The organism is Alkalihalophilus lindianensis, assembly GCF_032843265.1.
GTDB lineage: Bacteria > Bacillota > Bacilli > Bacillales > Bacillaceae_D > Alkalihalophilus > Alkalihalophilus lindianensis.
Genome location: NZ_JAWJBA010000007.1, coordinates 19,907 through 40,171, shown reverse-complemented (window position 1 = coordinate 40,171; position 20,265 = coordinate 19,907). Strand labels below are relative to the sequence as shown.

Genomic DNA, 20,265 nt, shown 5'->3' with positions numbered 1-20,265 from the left:
GTCTCTATGATCAAACAACAAACCGCCTGCCAGAAGACAGACGGTTCGACTTATTCAACTACACTACAATATGAAAAAATTTATATTTGATGTTAGGCGTCCATGCTGTTGAATCCTCATAAGCCCAGTAACGCATCCGACTATTCGTTGTTTGCGCATTTACTAATGGTTCCCCGTTACCATCTTTAGCCACCACAATGGTAGTATGCTGCCATCTGCCGTCCCCATTAAAATCATAACAAATCACATCTCCAACTACGAGGTCACGAGCACGTTCGCGCTCTACTCCTTTTAAGCCCGTTTTGGCTCCGCTTAAATACCAGCGAAAAGAATGCGCCACTGACCAACTGTAGCTCCAATTATTCTTTTGCAGCCACCATCCACTTGCCCGATTCCCCCCTCCAGTCATTGGGGCACCTCCTGCTCTAAGGCATTGAGAGATGTAATTGGTACAGTTATCCTTGAACTTCTTATAAGCGGGATTATAATCATTCCACCAACGCTCGGCGTATTTTACTGCCTCTAGTCGATTATATTTAGAGCGATGCCCTGCTAGCTCTCTCGTGTCTAAAAACGTCAATGGCGAAGACTCTACTTTCTCCTCCTTAGTTTGTCTTTTAACTTTCCTCTCCTTATCCTCTTTCAAAACTCCTTCTTCGAAAATGGCACGACGCTCCTCAACCATTTCAGTTGAATGGATTTTCTTTTTAATCTTGATAAATTGCTCATATTTCACCACATAATCGACGATTTCTTTATCGCCGATTAGTTGTTTACGTAAAATCGTTCCCGAAGCTTTTGAACGAATGATCTCGCCTCCACGCTTTTTTAGTGAATCATGTCCACGGACCCAACTGACATAATCTTCATCGCTTTCAATGATTGAAGTTTGGTCTTGGTCTCGCTCCTCATTATAATGTGCAAGCTGGACATATCTCTCGTTTTTTCTCTCAATCAACTCATGGATCGGTTGAACCAAGCGTTTCTCCATATGCTCACCTCGCCCACACTTCTTACCTGCTTCATTTTATGATGCAACACTTGTACTTCATTCCACTCCAAAACAAAAAGCCCCTTAATAAAGAGGCTTCATTTTATCTATTAAGAAATTTTCTCCATTGCTCCCTCGAGACTCAGTAACAATTCTTTTTTATCTAATCCTCCACCATAGCCGACCATTGCACCGTTACTTCCAATCACACGGTGGCATGGAACGATAATCGGTACCGGGTTCTGATTATTGGCTCCACCAATAGCACGAACCGCTTTCGGGGCTCCAATTAATTCAGCTACTTGTTTATAAGAACGTGTTTCACCATATTGAATCTCTTTTAAAGCACCCCAAACCTTCTGTTGAAAAGGAGTGCCAGCAAGGTCAAGAGGAACATCAAAATCTACTCTTTCTCCATTAAAATAATCCTGTAATTGTTCACACACTGTTTTCAGAGTGTCTTCACATTGAACTAATTCGCCTGTGATACCTTGCTTTCGTAACCTAGCCTTAAGAGCTGCCGTACACGTATTAAGCTCACCGAAGTGAATATGACAAACGCCACGGTCTGTTGCAACGATTGTAAGCGTACCAAGTGGACTATCCATTTCATTAACAAAAAGCCTTGATTGCGTTGCCATGTTAGCCCTTCCTTCCAATTGTCCAGTTTTCATCATCTTACCTTATAATTAGGTATTTTTACCAATCATCCGATTTTCATTTTCAATCATATTTAACGCTTTTTCGATTTCACAGAGCACTGCATCGTCTTTTTCGCGCTCTTTCGCTAATACAAGCCTATTTTCCTCTTCCTTACAGCTATTCGTGCTGTTTCGACTAATCTTTCCAATTGCCCATGCAGCCGTTCCACGAATGACCGGACGAGGGTCATTTTTCAAAAGATCTGCTAAAATCGGCAATGCTGATTCATCTTTAAAGTGTGCTAATGCAATGATCGCATTTCGTTGAATTGGTTTTTTTCCTCTCCAAGAGCCCGAGACGTGACCAAACTTCTCTTTAAACTCACGATTACTAATCGTTAGAAACGGCTTAAGAAGGGGTTTTGCTATCTCTGGGTCAGCTTCCATTTCAGGGTGGTGATGAAAGTCTTTCCCCTTATTTTCAGGACATACCTGCTGACATGTATCACATCCATACAAACGGTTACCCAGTTTTTCTCTATATTGTTCAGGAAGAAATCCCTTTGTTTGTGTTAAATAAGCGATACAAGCTTGAGAGTTTAATTGCCCTCCTTGAACGAGTGCATCAGTCGGGCAAGCATCGACACATTTATTACATGTGCCACATTGATCCGTTAGCGGTATATCAGCTTCAAAGGGAATTGTAGTAACGACCTCACCTAAGTATACATAGCTGCCAAACTCAGGTGTAATAATGGCACAATTTTTCCCACTCCACCCAATACCTGCTCTACTAGCAACTTCTCGATCAGAAAGAGCACCTGTATCAACCATCGATATTGTTTTTGCATCCGGAATCTTATCTTGTAAAAATTGCTCAATCTTTTTTAAGCGATCTCGCAATACATCATGATAATCTTGACCCCAAGAAGCCCGACAGAATATGCCTCTACGCTCCTCTTTCGTATTTTTGGGAGCACCTTTCATCTTTGAAGGATAAGCTAGTGCAATCGAAATAATCGTCCTAGCCTCTTCTAAATTTCGATTAGGGTATACCCGTTTTTCTATATCAGGCTCTTCAAAACCAGATTGATAGCCTAGCTCTTGTTGAGTAAGAAGCCGGTCTTTTAAAGTCAAAAAAGGATCGGCGGTCGTGAAACCGATTTTATCAACTCCGATAGTCTTACTATATGCAATTAGTTCTTCTTTTAATTGGGCGAGTATCATGCCCCATCACCTTTCTTCTACCAATTCCACCTTTATGCTACAATACGTACAAAACTATTGGTGGAGGTAGTCCTATGTTAACAGTTCAAATTGATCCAAGCATAACTTCCGTGATCCCTACGTTTAAGCTTGGCCTTATATCATACCATTCTATCGTGATTAGTGATTCACCTCAAATGTTAAAAGGGCGTTTACAATTTTTTCAAGAAATATTACAAATGGAATTAGATGAAAAAGAACTAACTGAATTTCACGGAGTCAAAGAGTGGAGAGAGGCTTTCAAGACATTAAAGATCGACCCTTCTAAGTATCGTCCTTCTCATGAAGCTCTTTTACGTCGAATAAAAAAAGGCAATTTCCTGCCCTCCCTTCAATCAGCTGTTGACCTTAACACTTTCTTTTCCCTTCAATATCAAGTACCGTTTGGCATCTATGATCGAACTAAGTTGAAGGGGGACCTTTCGGTAAAACTCGGTCAAGAAGGTGATGGCTACGAAGGTATGAATGGTCGATACAATGATATGAAAGGAAAATTGATTACGACAGATCAACTCGGTCCTTTTGGTAGCCCGATTGTCGACTCGAAAAGAACAAGTGTTTCAGAGCTCACCACTTCAGCTATACAACTGATCTATTTAAAGCCTTCAATGGAGGTCGCAGAAGCTGAACAACTTGTTCAAGCAGTAGCCTTAATGTTTACTCAAGTTCACGGTGGAGAAGTCCTGCAAGCATCTGTGATCAATTCGTTAAATTCCTAAACATTGGAAAAAATCCTTGTTCTTATGTTTAGTAGCACGGTATTATGGGTATGTATAAAGAGACTATACAAAGAGAGGACGATGTTACATTATGAGTCAAGATAAAGTTTCAGTTATTCTAAACAAACAAATTGCCAACTGGAGTGTTCTTTTTGTAAAACTACATAACTATCACTGGTATGTAAAAGGTCCACAATTCTTTACATTACACACAAAATTTGAGGAGCTCTACAACGAGTCTTCTACGTATATTGATGAGTTAGCAGAGAGATTATTAGCTCTTAAAGGTCACCCAGTTGCGACAATGAAAGAGTTTTTAGAGATATCTTCTATTGAAGAAGCAAAGTCTGGTCTTTCAGCTGAAGAAATGGTCAGCGATTTATCTCAAGATTTCACTAGGTTAATTGATGAATTAAAAGAAGGTATGGATGCTGCTGATTCTCTTGGAGATGAAACAACAGCTGATATGTTACTTGCGATTCACCAATCACTTGAAAAACACAACTGGATGTTACGTTCATTCTTAAAATAAGATGTCTAACGAGTTTGAGGAATCCCTCAAACTCGTTTTTTTTCTTCAACAAAAAGGGTGCTCTTCATCTGAGCACCCTTCTCTCTTATTCAAAAGCAAGTGAAATGTATTTCACCTCTAAGAATTCATCCATTCCATGATGACCACCTTCACGTCCTAATCCACTCTCTTTAAAGCCCCCAAATGGCGCTTGTGGAACAGATGGTAAGCCGTCATTAATCCCAACAATACCGAATTCCAGCTCTTCACTTAAGCGCACAGCCTTTCCGATATCTCGTGTGAACAAATAAGCCGCTAATCCAAATGGAGTACCGTTCGCCCGTTGGATGACGTCCTCTTCCGTTTTGAAAGTCGAAATTGGAGCAAGAGGACCAAATGTCTCTTCCCTCATGCACTTCATCTCTTCAGTGACCCCTCGTAATACAGTTGGACCAAAGAACTGACCCTCTGCCTCTTCTCCTCCAAACACAACTTCTGCTCCTTTTTCTTTGGCATCTTTAATATGCTCACGTACCTTTTGAACGGCATCTTCATCAATCAACGGACCGAGATCGACACCTTCTTCAAGCCCATTACCGACTTTAAGTTCAGAAACAGCTTCCTTCGCTTTTTCCACAAACTGATCAACAACATCTTCATGTACATAAATTCGATTAGCACATACGCATGTTTGCCCTGCATTGCGGTACTTCGAAGCAACGAAATGAGAAACAGCTGAATCGAGGTTCGCATCATCCATGACGATGAATGGTGCTTGACCTCCCAATTCCAATGAGATTTTCTTCATTGTCTTAGAAGCACCTTCCATTAGAATTTTACCTACTTCAGTGGACCCTGTGAACGTTAATTTCCGTACACGAGAATCATCTTGCCAAACACCAGCAATCGCTTTTGCATCTCCCGTGACAATATTAATAACACCTTCTGGTACTCCAGCTGCCACAGCCAATTCTCCTAAACGAAGTGCCGTTAAAGGAGTTTGTTCAGCTGGTTTCACAACAACCGTACAGCCTGCAGCAAGAGCTGGAGCTACTTTTCTTGTTATCATAGCTGCTGGAAAGTTCCAAGGCGTAATAGCTGCTACCACCCCTACTGCTTGGCGTTGAACAAAGATTCGTTTATTCTCTGCTGAAGCAGGAATCGTTTCACCGTAGATTCGCTTGCCTTCCTCTGCATACCATTCAATAAATGAATTAGCATAGCCAATTTCACCTCTAGCTTCTTTTAAAGGCTTTCCTTGTTCTTTTGTCATCATCTCAGCTAGCTCTTCCGTTGCCTCTTCAATTTTACTGAACCAATTCATAAGCACTTTACTGCGTTCGTTTGCTGTTTTCTTAGACCACGTTTTAAAAGCTTTATAAGCAGCATCCACAGCTTTTTTCGCTTCCTTCTCCCCACCATTTGGGGGCCGTACCTACTTGATCGCCAGTGGCCGGATCCGTGACCTCAATTACGTCTAGTTCTTCCCCCACCAACGAACCACCAATTAACATTTTCATAAAATAATCCCCTCTTTTTTCTTCACCAAGTTAGTATTCGACATATACTCTTGCTGTTCCTTTTCACAAAACGCTTTAAACCGGCAGCTTAAAAAAGAGGGGAATATTCTTAATAGATCATCTGCCCTAATGGACCGTCTTCATCGATAATATCTTGAATCTCATAGACTGGGATCACAAAATAAGGAATCCCGAATGCGTAAGGTAAGAGATCATACAATTGAAAATAAATAACTAACGCTTTATCAGCTAGATAAAAATATTGATATGGCGCGATGCCTTTAAAGGGGGTTAAGAGGGGAAGATCACGCTTTTTAATTTGTTCTCGAATGATATTATTCAATCGCTCTACATAGGGAGCACCTGGGTTAAACAGCTCCTTTAAGCGATAAACCTTCCCAGTTTGAATATTCATGGTTAGTGAACGTAAAATAATAAGTCCATGAGCACCACCAGAATAAGAGTAGTGACTATTTGTTAAGCTCACAATGTTGCGCTCATTGGTTTTAATTTCGAATCCTCCTGTAATTTCGGTTTCAGGATTTTCATAAAAGCCCTGCTTTTTAATCATCGTTTCAACTTGCTGATGAATTCGTTCATTTAGTTTTCGTTCAACCGTATGATCGACTAAACCTGCAAGTCGTGGATAATATACATCTAACCTTGGCTTGATCAAATGGTGGGTAACAATATCTACAGGCAATATCGATGTATTCACATGATTCCCCTCCCTTTTCTTATACTTAATGTCTATGCATCACTCACTAGCTTCAAGTCAAACAGCAAAAAGAACATTGCGCACGGCAATGTTCTCTAATTAGAAATTAATTAAACGCTGGATGTTTAACGGCTTCAAAGCCTTTAAACTGATCACGTTCACCCTCTACTGTTACTTGCTCACCGTGGAGGGAAGGATTTGATACGAGCCCAAATGCCTTACGATCTTGTGGTGAGAGTTGAATGATCATCATGTTTTGAGTATTTGTTTCGTTCGGATCATCTGCAATTAAAACACTTAAATCATCATAGAAGTTCGGTGCTAGGGCAACATGGTTTTTAGAACGAGCATTCCCTACCACATACCCTGTTACTTTGACTTCTCCTTCAGCTTGACTTAAAGCGTCAGTAACGGATAAAGATTCTTCTGGATACTCTTCTTCATCCCCAGGCTCCTCTACTGCTTCTTCTTCAAAAGTGAAAGCAGAAGGATCTCTCATACCTGGTGTACTGAAATAAGTTTCAAGAGAACCTGTAATCGATACATATTTGCCTACATGACCAGGATGAGAAACTAAGTTTAATCCTGTTCGAACCGCGTTCCCACTCGGTAATTGTACAGGTAACATCTTTGCGCGATCAGTCTCATTTGGGTCATCTGCTAATAATAGATTAGAAGGAGCGTGTGTACCGTCTCCTAACACCACTTGACTAGAATTAATTGAACCTACAATATAACCACGTACAGTAGCTATCCCTGTATTAGTCGAAATAGCTTCAGCAACCGTTACAAAGCGGTCTCCATCCGGAAGGTCTACCCCTTCAATAGATATACGCGTACCTTCTGTATAATCAATTGACTCTTCTTGTTTCTTAATGTATTCCACCGTTGCTTCCCAAACGGTTCCCTCTGATTGAGAAAGAGTCGATTCATTTAAACGGTAAAAGCTTTGACCATGCATATAATCGTTGTAAGCAACCGTGTAAGTCGCATCAAGATCAAGCTCTATCCCATCTTCATCAAACAATAAAACATCTTGCATGCTAGAACCATCTTCAGCTGGAATTAATTGATAATGAAGACCCGACGCTTGCAAATCTACGCCGCGGTGGTAACTAGATTGAGAAAGGATGACTTCCTTCATTTTAGCACCCGTTGTTTCAACCACCACTACTTCATTAGCAAAACGATCAAGGGCTTCAATTTGCTTATCTGTAATGTAACCCGCTGGAATTTCACCAGTTACTGAAGAACCATTTAATAAGGCAATATCAGCATTTGCCTTGTTACGAATGGCATCTGTATAAAGATTTCCCATTCCAACATCAGCAAGCTTCTTATTGGTTGAGAAAAGACCATTTTCTGTTGCTCCAATAACCTCACCAGGCATGGGACCACTTGGATCGATCGTAATCTTAATACGGCCTTCTCGCTTATAATTAATAGCTTCTTCATTAGCCGTCAGTTCTTTTGCATACTCAATCATAGCTGAAGTCATTTGACCCACTAAAGCATTAAGGATCGTTCCTTCAAACTCATAACCAGAACCGCCTGTTCCAATATAGTCAGGAACAGCAATTGTGTAACGCTCATCCAAATCAAGAGCTTGTCCATCTTTTGTTAGCTTAACATCTAATAGATTTCCAACAGGACCTGCGACAATCTCATACTCTAAACCAGAGACTTGTAAGTCAATTTGATTGCGATCTCCACGAGAATAAGAGAATGCTAGCACTTCTTTAATCGCATGTCCTGTCATTTCATAGACCATAATTTCATTTGCAAATGGCTCAATCGCATAAATATCACCAACTGTGATTTCACCAGCGGAAATACTATCTCGAATCCCGCCATTGTTTGTGATTGCAAAATCTGTATTTGCATATGAACTCATAGCATCAGTCCAGAAGTTCCCAAGAGGAGCATCATGCTCATAACGACCATCTCTTGATAATCCTGTATCTGAACGTCCAATGACTTCCCCTAAAAGCTCATCCATTTCGTCATTGTATTCATCAATAATCGCTTGAACCTCTTCATCAACATTTGTTAATTGACTCACATTTTGAAGAAAACCTTCTGTTAAAACGACTTTTTCTGTTTCAGTATCAAGTTGAAGAGTTAAATTCCCAATAAAATTAAGGTTACCATTCGTTTGAACAATAGGTGTACCATTCACTACAACTGGAGAGTTAAGGAGAGTATGACTGTGCCCACCAATAATCACATCAAAGTAATCTACTTCCTCTGCTAGGCGACGATCATCAGCGTTTCCGATATGAGTTAAAGCGACAATAATGTCAGCTTTAGCTTCAAGTTCCTCTTGATAATACTTTGCCACAGCTGCGTAATTAGGATCAAAATCAATCCCAACGATTCCAGCAGGAGCTGTTGACGGCGGTGCTTGAGTTAAGGTAAAGACCGCAACAGCTACTCCGTTTACATCTAAGATCTCATATGGTTTAGGTTGCTCAATAGGAATACCAGAATCAAATACGTCCATATTTGCTGCAAGCCAAGGGAAATTAGACTCACTCATACGCTCTGCAAATACTTCTTGACCATAATCAAATTCATGATTACCAATCGTCATGGCATCAAGACCTGCAAGATTCAAAATGTCAATAATCGGCTTTCCATAATTTAAGTCCACTACAGGATTTCCACTAAAGATATCACCTGCATCTAAATACAAAGAATGCTCCGCATCTTGACGTTGTTCTTTGATATAAGCTGCAGCTTTTCCAAAACCATCAATACTTGCATGAATATCATTTGTATAAAGAATCTGTAAATCTACAAAATTAGTATCTGATTGCTCAGCTTGAGTTTGATTAAACGAAAAAGGAATTGTTAGCAGAACTAGACAAAATATAGCAGCCATCCACTTTTTCCAATGAACTGAATTGAATGTGCTCATTAATTTACCCTCCATTAAATTGTAGTATGAATGGCAATGCCCCAACCTCCTTTGAAACCTTAATCGACATTCCAAACATGCCTTTATTCGACACTTTTTACCATTCATTATAAGTCTAGCATTCATTTTTGTTAATTTGGTATAGCCTAAATTAACTTACAATTACAAATTTCAGCGTCAATTCACCAAACTTTTGCACTACGTAGGGCATAGATAATGGATCGAAAGAATCAATTTAGGATTTATTGATAATTACTGCTAAGTCATCTTCATCTAAGAAACAAAAATGATCATTTCATTGTTAGATAGAAACATTCTTCATAAAATATGGATTTCTATAGATAACTAAAAAGTATTGTTTTTCAAAACTTATCTCGGTATGATTAAGGTCTAATAGACTATACAAAAAGCTTTTTTGTCTTTACTAAGAAAAGAGAGAAGGCGACTGTTTCATGAACTATAAAAAGAAGATGTTGTTTCTATATATTATTTTAGGTGTACTCTGGATCGTTGCCACCGACTACTTAGTCTTACAATTAGATTTAGACACCTACCTTAATATACAAAAATTCAAAGGTATTATCTTTGTTATTTTAACTGGCCTATTTATTTACTACGCCTTAGGCAAAAAAGAAGAAGTAGAACTCCTAAAAAATGAAAAAGAGAAACTTAACACCCTCATTAATTCAATGGTAGACTTTGTAAACTTCAAAGACGGAGAAGGTCGTTGGATCGAATCAAATGATTTTGGATTAAAGCTCTTTCAATTAGAAGGTGTCGATTACCGAGGAAAAACCGATGCCCAACTCGCACAATATACAGACTTTTACCGAGATGCTCTCAATTATTGTATGAATTCGGATGAAGAAACGTGGGAAACAGGGACAGTGACTCGTTGTGAAGAAGTCATCCCCTTACCTAATGGATCAGAAAAAACATTTGATACGATTAAGGTCCCTTTATTTAAACAAAATAATGAACGAAAAGGGTTAGTCGTGATCGGTAGAGATATAACGCAGCGTAAACAAGCAGAGCAGCAGTTAAGAGAAAGCGAACTAAAGTATAAGTCCCTTTTTAAATACAATCCTGAACTAGTCTTTCTGGTCGACTTATGTGGAGGAATCACCGATCTAAATCCTAAATTCGAACCGCTAACCAACTATCAAAACCATGAAGCTATTGGCAAGCCAATCTTTCAATACATTTGTGAGCAAGATAGAGAACGTATTTACCAATCATTTAGAGCAGTTGTGAAAGATAAAACGGCAAAACGGGATCACGAAGTTCATATTTGTCATAAACAAGGAAAGAAAGTAGTTGTGCATTTTGCCTTAGTTCCTATTATTATTGACGGTAACATTACTGGAATTATCGGTTATGCTAATGATATTACTCAAATCTTAGAAACCGAAGAAAAATTAAAAACGACTGAAAAGCTTGCGGTCATTGGTGAACTTGCTGCTGGGATTGCTCATGAAATTAGAAATCCTCTCACCTCTTTAAAAGGGTTCGTGCAGATGTTTCAATCTGAAAGTCAAAAGGAAAACTTCATTCATAACATTATGATAGATGAACTAGATCGCATTAATACGATTGTGAGTGAATTGCTTGTCTTATCTAGACCACAAGAAATTACTTTTTCAAAAAAAAATATCAATGATTCAATAAAAGATGTGCTAACCTTGCTTGAATCCGAAATGAACTTACATGGTGTGACTGTAGATTTGACTATGTTAGAGAATCCACTACTCTTAGATTGTGAGCCAAATCAATTAAAGCAACTCTTTATAAATATCATTAAAAATTCAATTGAAGCCGATGCTACCAACATTGCAATCGGAGTTTTAAAGCAAAAGGAATCCATTATAGTAAATATTCACGATAATGGCCAAGGGATCCGTGAAGAGCGAATTAAAAGATTAGGTGAACCTTTCTATTCTGAAAAAGAAAAGGGAACCGGTTTAGGCCTAACTGTTAGCTTTAAAATTGTAGAAGCTCACGGAGGTAAGATTAAATATGTTAGTGAAGTTGGCAAAGGTACACTCGTGACGATAACCTTCCCACTGAATAAAAAAGACTAGAACACTTATGTGCTCTAGTCTTTTTTGGGCCTACTTATCCTCTCCAAGCAGACATTCCACCTCTAACATTGGTTACATGTGAATAACCTAATTTCTTTAAAGTACCACATGCTTTATTACTTCTCATCCCGCTTTGGCAAATGACTATTATTTCTTTATCTTTAGAGAGTTCATTGTGACGCTGCTTAATTTCGTTAAGTGGAATATTTTTCGCTTGCTTTATGTTACGACCTTTATATTCCATCGGTGTTCTCACATCAATGAGTTGTATATCCTTGCGATTTAACTCGCCTTTTAATTGATCAGTCGTAATTTGTTTAACGCCTTGAGCCGGCAAGATACGCTTCACGACAAACCAAACAACAAAAGCAATAAACACTCCTTGAATAACTAATTCCATCTTACTTTCCCCTATTTTCTCAGCAGGTTCATCTACTGTACAATTATTATAATACTTTAAATGAGTACCCTTCCTCTTTAAGCTCCTTAATTAAAAGTGGTAGAATACGTAAAGTTTGTTCAAGCTCGTGTAAAAGAACAATCGAGCCGTTTCTTACACGTTTTTTAACCAATTCAACGATCCTTAGGGTCTCTCTTTAAACAGCCAATCAAAAGAAGCTACATCCCACATCACCAACTTTAGATCAGATCGGACATTCAACGTGTCTTCATTAAACTGGCCAAAAGGCGGTCTGAAATACTTAACTGTTTGACCAGTAATCTTCTCGATTTGGCGTTTACTTGTTTCAATTTCTCTTCTTTGATCAATTGCCTGTAATGTAGAAAGATTAGGATGTCTATGTGTATGAGCGCCAATCACATGCCCTTCTTCTAATAGGCGGTCCAATGGTCTCTTATGGTGAAGCAGCCGTGTTTGGAAAAAAAACATAGCCTAGGTTTCCCCTTCAATCTGATCATAATATCTTTTTAAATAGGCTAATGGAATATTTATAGTTCCTCCCACAGTTAACTTATGGGCAACTGGAAAGTCACGAACATCGAGTAGGAGAATGTAATCTTTTTGTATTACTTTTTCAAGCTCACTACAATTCAAGCCAAAAACAGCAACATATCTTTTATATAGAACGTACATGGTTACTAGTAACCTAAGTATAAAACGACCGTCATCATAACACCTCATTTTGATACTGTACCAAGTATCAGTTTACGTATTTAATAATAAGACGGAGTAATATACCATAAATAATATCAGAATCATAAAAACGACCACAGTCATATAAACAATAATTTTAAAAGACGAATGAAAAGTTTGAGTATTAATGGTTTTTCGATTACGAAAATAAATATAGGTGGCTAAAATGATGGTTAAAAGTCCTAAGACTAGTGAAAACCCACTAATAAACATTGCAAGTGCATTATCCATATATTCGTGCAACGGTGTGTTAAAATGCAGTGTCGTTGCCAAAAAGCCTATTCCAATAATAGCAATGGCTGTTCTAATCCACGCTAAATATGTTCGTTCATTCGCCAAATGCTGCTGAATATATTTTGATTCATTCGTTTGATTCATAAGACCCTCCGAACTAGTACAGCCTCTTATGTACATCTAATTAAGAGGCTGCGCTCATTCATGTATTAAAAGAACCCCATAAAATATAACCCAACATTGTAAATAACAAAGATAGCTCCTACCAGGAACCATAAGTAAACAGCCGGTCATATAGGTGGTTTTGATTTTAGTTGCTTCTCACCGTCTATCTTACTCTTTGTTATGCCTCAATGTGTAGTGTTACATGTGTTTTTTTCTTGTTTGGACATACCTAAGCCCCCTTACTCATTAGTTTATTATCTAATTTCAGTTGTATATAAAAAGTACCATATACCCATATAGGTATATGGTACTATCTATTAAAATAAGAGAAGCAACCTTTTACAGTTGCTTTAAGAAAGCTATGGTTAAAATGGCATAAATCCTTCTTTACTAAATAAAATCTGTTCTGTTGAAAAAGCTTTTTTCATTTGTTCGTAGGCATATTCATGTGTCCTTTTTCCATACCATCTCTCTGCCTCATCTTCCGAGTACAATTCTTTAATCTTAAGTCTCTCGGTTCTCTTACCGTTACTGCCATCACCTGTATAGAAATCATCAATGACAATTCGGTTAACAAGAGCAGCCAGCGTTTCTGGAAATTCTTTTGAAAATGGGAGTACAGGTGCTACCGCAGCTTGCACAGGCAGACTGTTTTTTTGAAGCTCGCCGATTGCTTTAAGCCTTGCTTGAATAGGAGGGGCTTGTGGTGAGAAGCTTTTACGTACCTTATCTAGATCTGTCTCCACTGTCACACTGATGCGCAGCTTATCTTTAAGCTTTAAAAACAAATCAATGTCTCGTGTGACAAGCGGGCTCCGTGTCTGCACAAAAAGAAAATCCGGCGGCATCTCTACCATTGCTTCAAGCAGGGCCCTTGTTATTTTTTCTTTATACTCAACCGATTGATAAGGATCTGTAGCAGATGCCATAAAGATCGTAACTTCCTTCCCCCGTCTTCGCAGGTTTCTCATTTCACGAATATACTTTTCATGAATACCTTTTTTAATATCAACCCACTCGCCCCACTCTTCCCCTCTAAATAAGCCAACGGGACTCTGTCTTACATAACAATAAGAACACCCAAATAAGCAGCCGGTATAAGGGTTAAGAGAATGCGTATATCCATATAAAAATCCGCTAGCAGCTGTTAATATTTTTTTCGGTTCCTTGTATGCAATGTGGTGTCGAGTCAACTGAGATCCCTCACTTTCTATGTCTTCATCTTATTCCCTATACTGCAAATTACAATCATTAACTGCCAATATAAAAAAAGACCCTAACCATCGTCAGAGTCTTAGAGTATGTATAAGTGCTACCAATGCACCTGCAGCTGGTTTCTATCCGGATCATAGATATAAAAGTAAGCATGACCGTTGTCTTCTTTTATATCCTCTAGGTTGACTTCATGATTAATTAAGTGCTGATGAAATTCCTGAAGCATAGGAGTGGTGACACCAACACTAAAAGCAGATTCCCCGTTCACTCGGACTTATATAAGTTTTTAAAATGAAAAGCCCTTTTAGAATTAGCTAAGAGGGCTTTATTGCACAAACAAACCTGCTTCGTTATTATACGAGCAATTGACTCTATACCTTCTTGTAAGGTTCAGGCAGCGACCAGGCACCATAAAAAACGCAGCTCAGTCTAATTCTAAGCTGCGCGTTAATAAAAGCAAGGTACAGCTTTCTTCTTAATTTTTATATTCCGCTCGCTTGCTGCTAACTCCTTTTATCATGTCAAAACCGGAATGGAATACGTTCTAGTTTGTTTTTTGAAAACCCTTTCTCTTTCCTGGATTTTCTTTTCCTTTTTCTTTTCCTTTTTCTTTTCCTTTTTCTACATCTTGCTTTTCTTCTAAGCCCGTTACATCAAATGGAGTACTTGGGTCAACTGGAACATTTACGTTATCAAGGTTGATATGTCCCCAGCTTTCTGTTGCTCGGTCTACCACTTTCAAATACAAGTCTTCCCCAATAAACTCGGAGGCATCCCACCGTACTCGGCGATATTGTTCCGAGTTGTGGCCAGTCGCTTTCATGAGATATTCATCATCAGATGATCTCACTAATGCAATATAAAGCTGTTCTGGAATGTTTCCTCCTGCTACTAAGAAGTCTATCTGGCCATTACCACCTAAGATAAAATTCTGCGACTTCATGACCCCAGTTGCCCCGTCTCCGTCTTGATCCGGATGGAAACCCCAATAATGATAATGGTTCACATCAATATCTGTATGAGCTTGGTTAAATGGACCGCTCCAATCCCAATCGTAACGATCGGTAATATGTTCATCTGTAAACGCATTACCTTTTGTGATCCATCCCGTTAGATCGCCTGTTTGGAAATCATGATTAGGCAAGTTAATCGATTCTGGAGCTACTTCAGGATCAGGCCAATAAGCTGGGACCGTCTCGCCATAAGCAGAGCCTAGCTCCCATACTTCCATTGACTTAATTGTCACTTCTCCCTTTTCACTCCATAACTCTAATCCAAGTGCATCAGAACGAGTCGGGTACACTCTTGATGTCAAACTCTTATGGCTATTTGCATATGCTTCGACCATTGAACGGTCTAAGTAAATATGGAGTTTCAAATTTTCGTCTTCTAATTCCATAATATCTCCTTGAATTCCTTTGCGAACATCGGGATCTAAACTAGACTTATTTCGATCAATCGTATACATCGAATTCTCATAGTCATAAAAGATTAGCGTTTCCTCTTCTCCATTTTCACTGCGCCTAATTTTGATTCCAAATTCACTCGAATTTCCTTTGTCTACTTCTAACATAATCTCTAATAGATCTCCTTGAACATCTGATAAGAGCTCATTTGCTTTTGAGATCTTCTTATTTTTAAATGAAGCTAATTGCTTCACTCGTAGCTCCTGTAGCTCTTTAATTGGTTCGATTCCAAGTTGATTATCATCTCGAAGCGTCAGGGTTAATGGCAGTCCGGCATTATGAGCCCAACCTGCATCATGCTGCGCTTGCTCCGAGCGTCTGCCTTGAGCAATGCTAAACAAAATCGAACGGCCATCGTGATTGACAAATCCGCTTGGACCGGTGAAGTGCTCAGCCTTATCGAAGATTCTCGGCTCCGTGTGATCAGGAGTAAACTCTAACGTTTCCTTATTCCACGTTCCGATCCAATGCCAGACATATTTGATGTTGTGCGGACTGTAGCTTTCATACCACGGATTGATGAATAACACATGTTTGCCTGTGTCATGCCCTTCTTCATCTTTTAACGGCAAGAATACAGGCAACTCCCAAACTTGGCCGGTTTCAGGATAGTTCTCGTAATCCCCGACAAAAAACGGTTTTTCATATGTCCAGTTTTCCAAGTCGGTTGATGTATAAAGAAGAGCGGTTCCACCTACACTTTTGTCGCCATTTCGAATCCCAGAACCGACTAATTGATACCATGTATCCCCCTCTTGCCACACATACGGGTCTCTAAATTGTCCGTACCATACTTTCCCTTCATCAGCATGTAAATTGGGTGCTTGAACGGTTACAGGCTCATCATACATTTCCCACTTTGGCAAGTTAACATCTCCGTCTTTGGCAAATGTACTTTTGGCAAGACCGGTCATTTGGTTGGGAACTTTACTATCATCACCTGCGGTAAACAATAGAACCGGCAGACCATCTTGATCAAACGTCGCGTCCCCTGACCAGACTCCATCCGGTGTTACCGATCCTCCATCCGGTGCTAGAGCAACAGGCATATCTTTCCAGTGGACCATATCATCACTAACGGCGTGTCCCCAGTGAATATGGTTCCAGTAGGGTCCTTGCGGGTTATGCTGATAGAAGATATGGTACTTGCCATTAAAATAAAACGGCGCATGCGGCTCGTTCATCCAATGTTCAGGTGACATAAAATGATACTGTGGGCGATGCCGGTCTCCATCAAAGCGTCTACGGTCCATGTCTATATTTGGGGTTGGGTGCTCGCCATTTTCAAACGTCTCCACATAGTTGTTGTAAATCTTGCTTACCTTTTCCGCACTGAAGGAAGCGTTATGAATGTTCACTTCATCGATTAAGCCATTAAACATGTTTGCAGAAAACGTCCCATTAATAATGGCCGGATGATTATGCTTTCCGATGATCAGCGGCTCATTTGACGGCGTGATATTGGCATGTAACGGCGTTTTCATCGTTCCTGCCGCCTCGCCGTTTAGATACAATCTAAGCTCACTCTTTTCTTTATCATAGGTGGCGACAATATGGGACCATATAAACTTTTCTAGCGGCTTATCTTGATCTGCCCAAAGTTCCATCCATTCCCCGTTCATGCCGACCTCGAATGACCAGCTTCCATGTCGGCCCATTCCTAACGCATACCCTTCGTTTTTGCTCATATCATGCTGGTTTACAATGATTGACTTTTTGCCTTCATTTCCCCATTCATAGGCTCTTGGAGCTACCCAAGCTTCAATGGTAAGGGCATCGGTGATTTTAGCAAACTCACTTGCTTTCCTTTCAATATAAGTAGAATAGCCATCAAACAACAACCCGCTGCCGACAATCCCATCTCTCCAAAGCGGATCGGAAGACGGCTTATCAACCGCATCATTAAATACATAGTGAATATCGTCTTTCGTTTCACTCACTTGGTCTAAGGTCGTCTTTCCTGCTCCTTCGTCAAAAGGCCAATAGGAGACAGGGCCATGATGCATGACGTTAACATCATCGACATTAATGTGCGACCAGCCGCCAGAATCATCGTTATCTACGATTAACAAATACAGCTCATCTCCAATGTACTCAGAGGCATCCCAAGTGACGCGGTGGTAATTCTCAGAATCATCAAACCACTCGTTCGTTTGACGCATTAATTCTTGATCATCAGCCGCTCTCATTAGAGCAACGTATTGATTTTCAAGATCGTTTCCTCCACCAATTAAAAATGTAATCTCCCCCGTCCCAGCTAGAACAAAGTGGCTTGATTTGATTTTGGCCGTCTTATCATCTTTCCCCCAAAGGTGATAGTCACCTTCTTTATTAATCGGTTCAGGATGCCAGTAGTCGACTTCTGATGTGACATCATCATCATTATACGTTCCTTCTAATACCGTCCAACCCGTTAAATCCCCGGTTTCAAAGCCTGGATTTTCTATCTCGTTCGGGATGACACTTTCATTGGAATGAAGCACTTGAAAATCATCGACATTAATATGGCCAAAACCGCCAGAGTGCTGATCCACTACTTTAATAAATACCGCTTCCCCTAGATATTCAGACGCATTCCAAGACACTCTCCGATACTGCTCTGTATTACGTCCAGTCGCTCTAAATAACTCTTCTCCCGTTTGGGCCTTCACCAATGAAACGTAGAGATTGTTTTCATCTTGGCCGCCCCCTACGAGGAAGCTAATCGTTCCATTTCCATCTAACCTAAATAAGCTTGATTTCATCACACCAGTACGGAGGTCAGAACGGTCATCACGCTCGGTGCCTGCAAATCCCCACACATGGTATGTGCCTTCTTGATGAAACGGCCCGCCCCAAAATTGAGCTTCATCCGATACCACCCCATCAAAGGCACTTCCATGTGTGATCCAGCCAGTTAGGTCACCTGTTTCAAAACTAGCATTTTCAATGTCTGTCGGCAAACTCTCGACATCGATTTCACTAGGATCATAGCCATAACTTCGTTTAAATTCATTTTGATACCCCGGTGTAAATTGAGCTCGATCAACTTGATAGATTTCAAATTTTTTCAGATGAATCGTGCCGCTATCCGCAAATAATTCAATCCCTTTGCTGGTTGGATCAGGGAAAATCTGTTCCGTAAACACGACTTCACCATCGTTTATAAACACTTCTACAGATGAACGATCCACAAACATATGCAGTTTGAGCGGCTCGTTATTCGATTCTAACGAAGCTGTATGCTTAGCTGCGAAATCAGGGTGGAAATCGATGATTCCTGATTGGCCTCGATCGACATATACTTCTTTCTGATCCTGTTGATAGCCAATGGCGGTATACTCTGAATCACTTTTTCTTACATGAAAACCGATCTCATTGGCTGTCGATTGCTCAAGGTCAATTTCTGCGATGATTTCTAACGTATCTCCTTCAATCTCAGATAACAGAGCGTTTGTACCTTCTACAGTCTCATTCGTCCAGGTCATTTTTTCTCCACGCAGCGATTCTAATTCAGTCACAGGAGCCTGTGCTAAACGAATTCCCGCTTCCGTTGATTCTAATCGAAGCTCTCGAGGCAGTGTCATCGCACTTCTCCACGGATCTGTCGGGGTATTACCCGCATACTTTGGCGGACTCATCCATCCAAGCAAAATCGCACGGTCATTTGGGGTGTTGCTCCATGTCACACCTGCATACATGTCAGCCCCATAGTCGAACCACTTGATTTCTTCCTCATCTGGAATGAAGGTCTCTCCTTCAAACTCGCCGATAAAATAACCCATTCCTTGCCCGCCTGTCGGTCCATTTTCCACACTCGTTAATAGGACCCATTTTTCCTGAAGTCCTTTTTCTGTTTCAACCGGCAGCTTGAACAGATCCGAGCATTCCCATATGCCGAGATCTCCATTTACCGCTGGGTTTTCAAAGCGGCCTGCCTTTGTCCAGTCCTTTAAATTGGGAGAGGTATAGAAGTCCACTTGTTTGCCGCTAGCAATGACAAAAACCCACTCATTCTGCTCATCATCCCAAAAAACTTTCGGGTCTCTGAAGACACCGTGTCCGCCATGACTCACCTTCGTTTCTTCCGGCATATCGATGACAGGATTATCTTCATACTTTTCCCATGTTCTTCCTTTATCGTTGCTGTAGGCTAAACCAACTGTTTGCTGGTCTTGGCCAAATTCATATGAAAAGACAGCGACTAACGGCGGCCCGCTACCATCGCCAAATCTGCTTGTATCGTTCTCATCGACCACTGCACTTCCTGACCAAATAAAACCATTTTCATCTGGGTACAGTGCGATCGGCATATGCTCCCAATTCACGAGGTCTGAACTAATCGCATGGCCCCAATACATCGGCCCCCATACTTTATCGGTCGGGTTATGTTGATAAAACAAATGATATTCTCCATCGACATACACCATTCCATTTGGATCATTCATCCAGTTTTTTTCAGGTGTGAAATGAAACTGCGGCCGAAACGTTTCATCATAATAATCTTCAGGCAATGCATTTTCAGCTCCTTCCTTTTCAGGGGTTTCTGTTTCTTCAGCTGAAACAGGATACAGCAAAACTGGCTGACTAACAAGTAAAAACACTAGAAACAATAGGATCGATTTTCGGACCTTCCTTACCCTCATATCCTCTTCCTCCTAAATTTAATTATAATCCAAACCATTT

Annotated in this window: 14 protein-coding genes and 1 pseudogene; 3 read left to right on the top strand and 12 right to left on the bottom strand. The window is 40.1% G+C overall.

The window, feature by feature from the left end:
* Nucleotides 1–58 precede the first annotated feature (58 nt).
* The 3 genes from RYX56_RS17610 to queG all read right to left on the bottom strand — a co-directional run bounded on the left by RYX56_RS17610 (nt 59) and on the right by queG (nt 2,859).
* A complete protein-coding gene (locus RYX56_RS17610) occupies nt 59–991 on the bottom strand; it encodes an amidase domain-containing protein (RefSeq protein WP_317123357.1) in 933 nt (310 codons plus the stop codon).
* Nucleotides 992–1,101: 110 nt separating this feature from the next.
* Nucleotides 1,102–1,632, bottom strand: a complete 531-nt coding sequence (locus tag RYX56_RS17605) for a methylated-DNA--[protein]-cysteine S-methyltransferase (RefSeq protein ID WP_317123356.1) — start codon at nt 1,630–1,632, stop codon at nt 1,102–1,104.
* A gap of 48 nt (nt 1,633–1,680) precedes the next feature.
* Entirely contained in the window at nt 1,681–2,859 is a 1,179-nt protein-coding gene (gene queG / locus RYX56_RS17600; protein WP_317123355.1) for a tRNA epoxyqueuosine(34) reductase QueG, read from the bottom strand.
* 74 nt (nt 2,860–2,933) lie between these two features.
* Between queG and RYX56_RS17595 the strand changes: the two genes are divergently transcribed.
* The gene (locus RYX56_RS17595; protein WP_317123354.1) at nt 2,934–3,617 is read left to right on the top strand and encodes a B3/B4 domain-containing protein; all 684 of its coding nucleotides are present in this window, start codon (nt 2,934–2,936) and stop codon (nt 3,615–3,617) included.
* Between the two features lie 91 nt (nt 3,618–3,708).
* The gene (locus tag RYX56_RS17590; protein WP_317123353.1) at nt 3,709–4,149 is read left to right on the top strand and encodes a Dps family protein; all 441 of its coding nucleotides are present in this window, start codon (nt 3,709–3,711) and stop codon (nt 4,147–4,149) included.
* 85 nt (nt 4,150–4,234) lie between these two features.
* Here the strand turns inward: RYX56_RS17590 and RYX56_RS17585 are convergent.
* The 3 genes and pseudogenes from RYX56_RS17585 to RYX56_RS17575 form a co-directional block, all read right to left on the bottom strand.
* Nucleotides 4,235–5,648, bottom strand: a pseudogene (locus tag RYX56_RS17585) (NAD-dependent succinate-semialdehyde dehydrogenase).
* Between the two features lie 109 nt (nt 5,649–5,757).
* Nucleotides 5,758–6,366: a DUF3298 and DUF4163 domain-containing protein gene (locus RYX56_RS17580; RefSeq protein ID WP_317123352.1), complete on the bottom strand. Its 609-nt coding sequence runs from the start codon at nt 6,364–6,366 to the stop codon at nt 5,758–5,760.
* Nucleotides 6,367–6,472: 106 nt separating this feature from the next.
* A complete protein-coding gene (locus RYX56_RS17575) occupies nt 6,473–9,286 on the bottom strand; it encodes a 5'-nucleotidase C-terminal domain-containing protein (protein WP_317123351.1) in 2,814 nt (937 codons plus the stop codon).
* Between the two features lie 452 nt (nt 9,287–9,738).
* Here RYX56_RS17575 and RYX56_RS17570 point away from each other — a divergent pair, with 452 nt between their 5' ends.
* The gene (locus RYX56_RS17570; protein ID WP_317123350.1) at nt 9,739–11,367 is read left to right on the top strand and encodes a PAS domain S-box protein; all 1,629 of its coding nucleotides are present in this window, start codon (nt 9,739–9,741) and stop codon (nt 11,365–11,367) included.
* 34 nt (nt 11,368–11,401) lie between these two features.
* Here RYX56_RS17570 and RYX56_RS17565 read toward each other — a convergent pair whose 3' ends face one another.
* The 6 genes from RYX56_RS17565 to RYX56_RS17540 all read right to left on the bottom strand — a co-directional run bounded on the left by RYX56_RS17565 (nt 11,402) and on the right by RYX56_RS17540 (nt 20,225).
* Complete coding sequence (locus RYX56_RS17565) at nt 11,402–11,767, bottom strand: rhodanese-like domain-containing protein (RefSeq protein WP_317123349.1); 366 nt, start codon at nt 11,765–11,767, stop codon at nt 11,402–11,404.
* Nucleotides 11,768–11,813: 46 nt separating this feature from the next.
* Nucleotides 11,814–11,939, bottom strand: a complete 126-nt coding sequence (locus tag RYX56_RS17560) for a polysaccharide deacetylase family protein (protein ID WP_317123348.1) — start codon at nt 11,937–11,939, stop codon at nt 11,814–11,816.
* Nucleotides 11,940–11,950: 11 nt separating this feature from the next.
* The gene (locus tag RYX56_RS17555; RefSeq protein ID WP_317123347.1) at nt 11,951–12,256 is read right to left on the bottom strand and encodes a polysaccharide deacetylase family protein; all 306 of its coding nucleotides are present in this window, start codon (nt 12,254–12,256) and stop codon (nt 11,951–11,953) included.
* Nucleotides 12,257–12,532: 276 nt separating this feature from the next.
* Nucleotides 12,533–12,898 carry a YidH family protein gene (locus tag RYX56_RS17550; RefSeq protein WP_047973082.1) on the bottom strand — a complete coding sequence of 122 codons (366 nt, stop codon included), beginning with the start codon at nt 12,896–12,898 and terminating at the stop codon, nt 12,533–12,535.
* 386 nt (nt 12,899–13,284) lie between these two features.
* The gene (locus RYX56_RS17545) at nt 13,285–14,112 is read right to left on the bottom strand and encodes an SPL family radical SAM protein (protein ID WP_317123346.1); all 828 of its coding nucleotides are present in this window, start codon (nt 14,110–14,112) and stop codon (nt 13,285–13,287) included.
* A gap of 566 nt (nt 14,113–14,678) precedes the next feature.
* Nucleotides 14,679–20,225: a GH32 C-terminal domain-containing protein gene (locus tag RYX56_RS17540; protein WP_317123345.1), complete on the bottom strand. Its 5,547-nt coding sequence runs from the start codon at nt 20,223–20,225 to the stop codon at nt 14,679–14,681.
* Nucleotides 20,226–20,265: the final 40 nt, after the last annotated feature.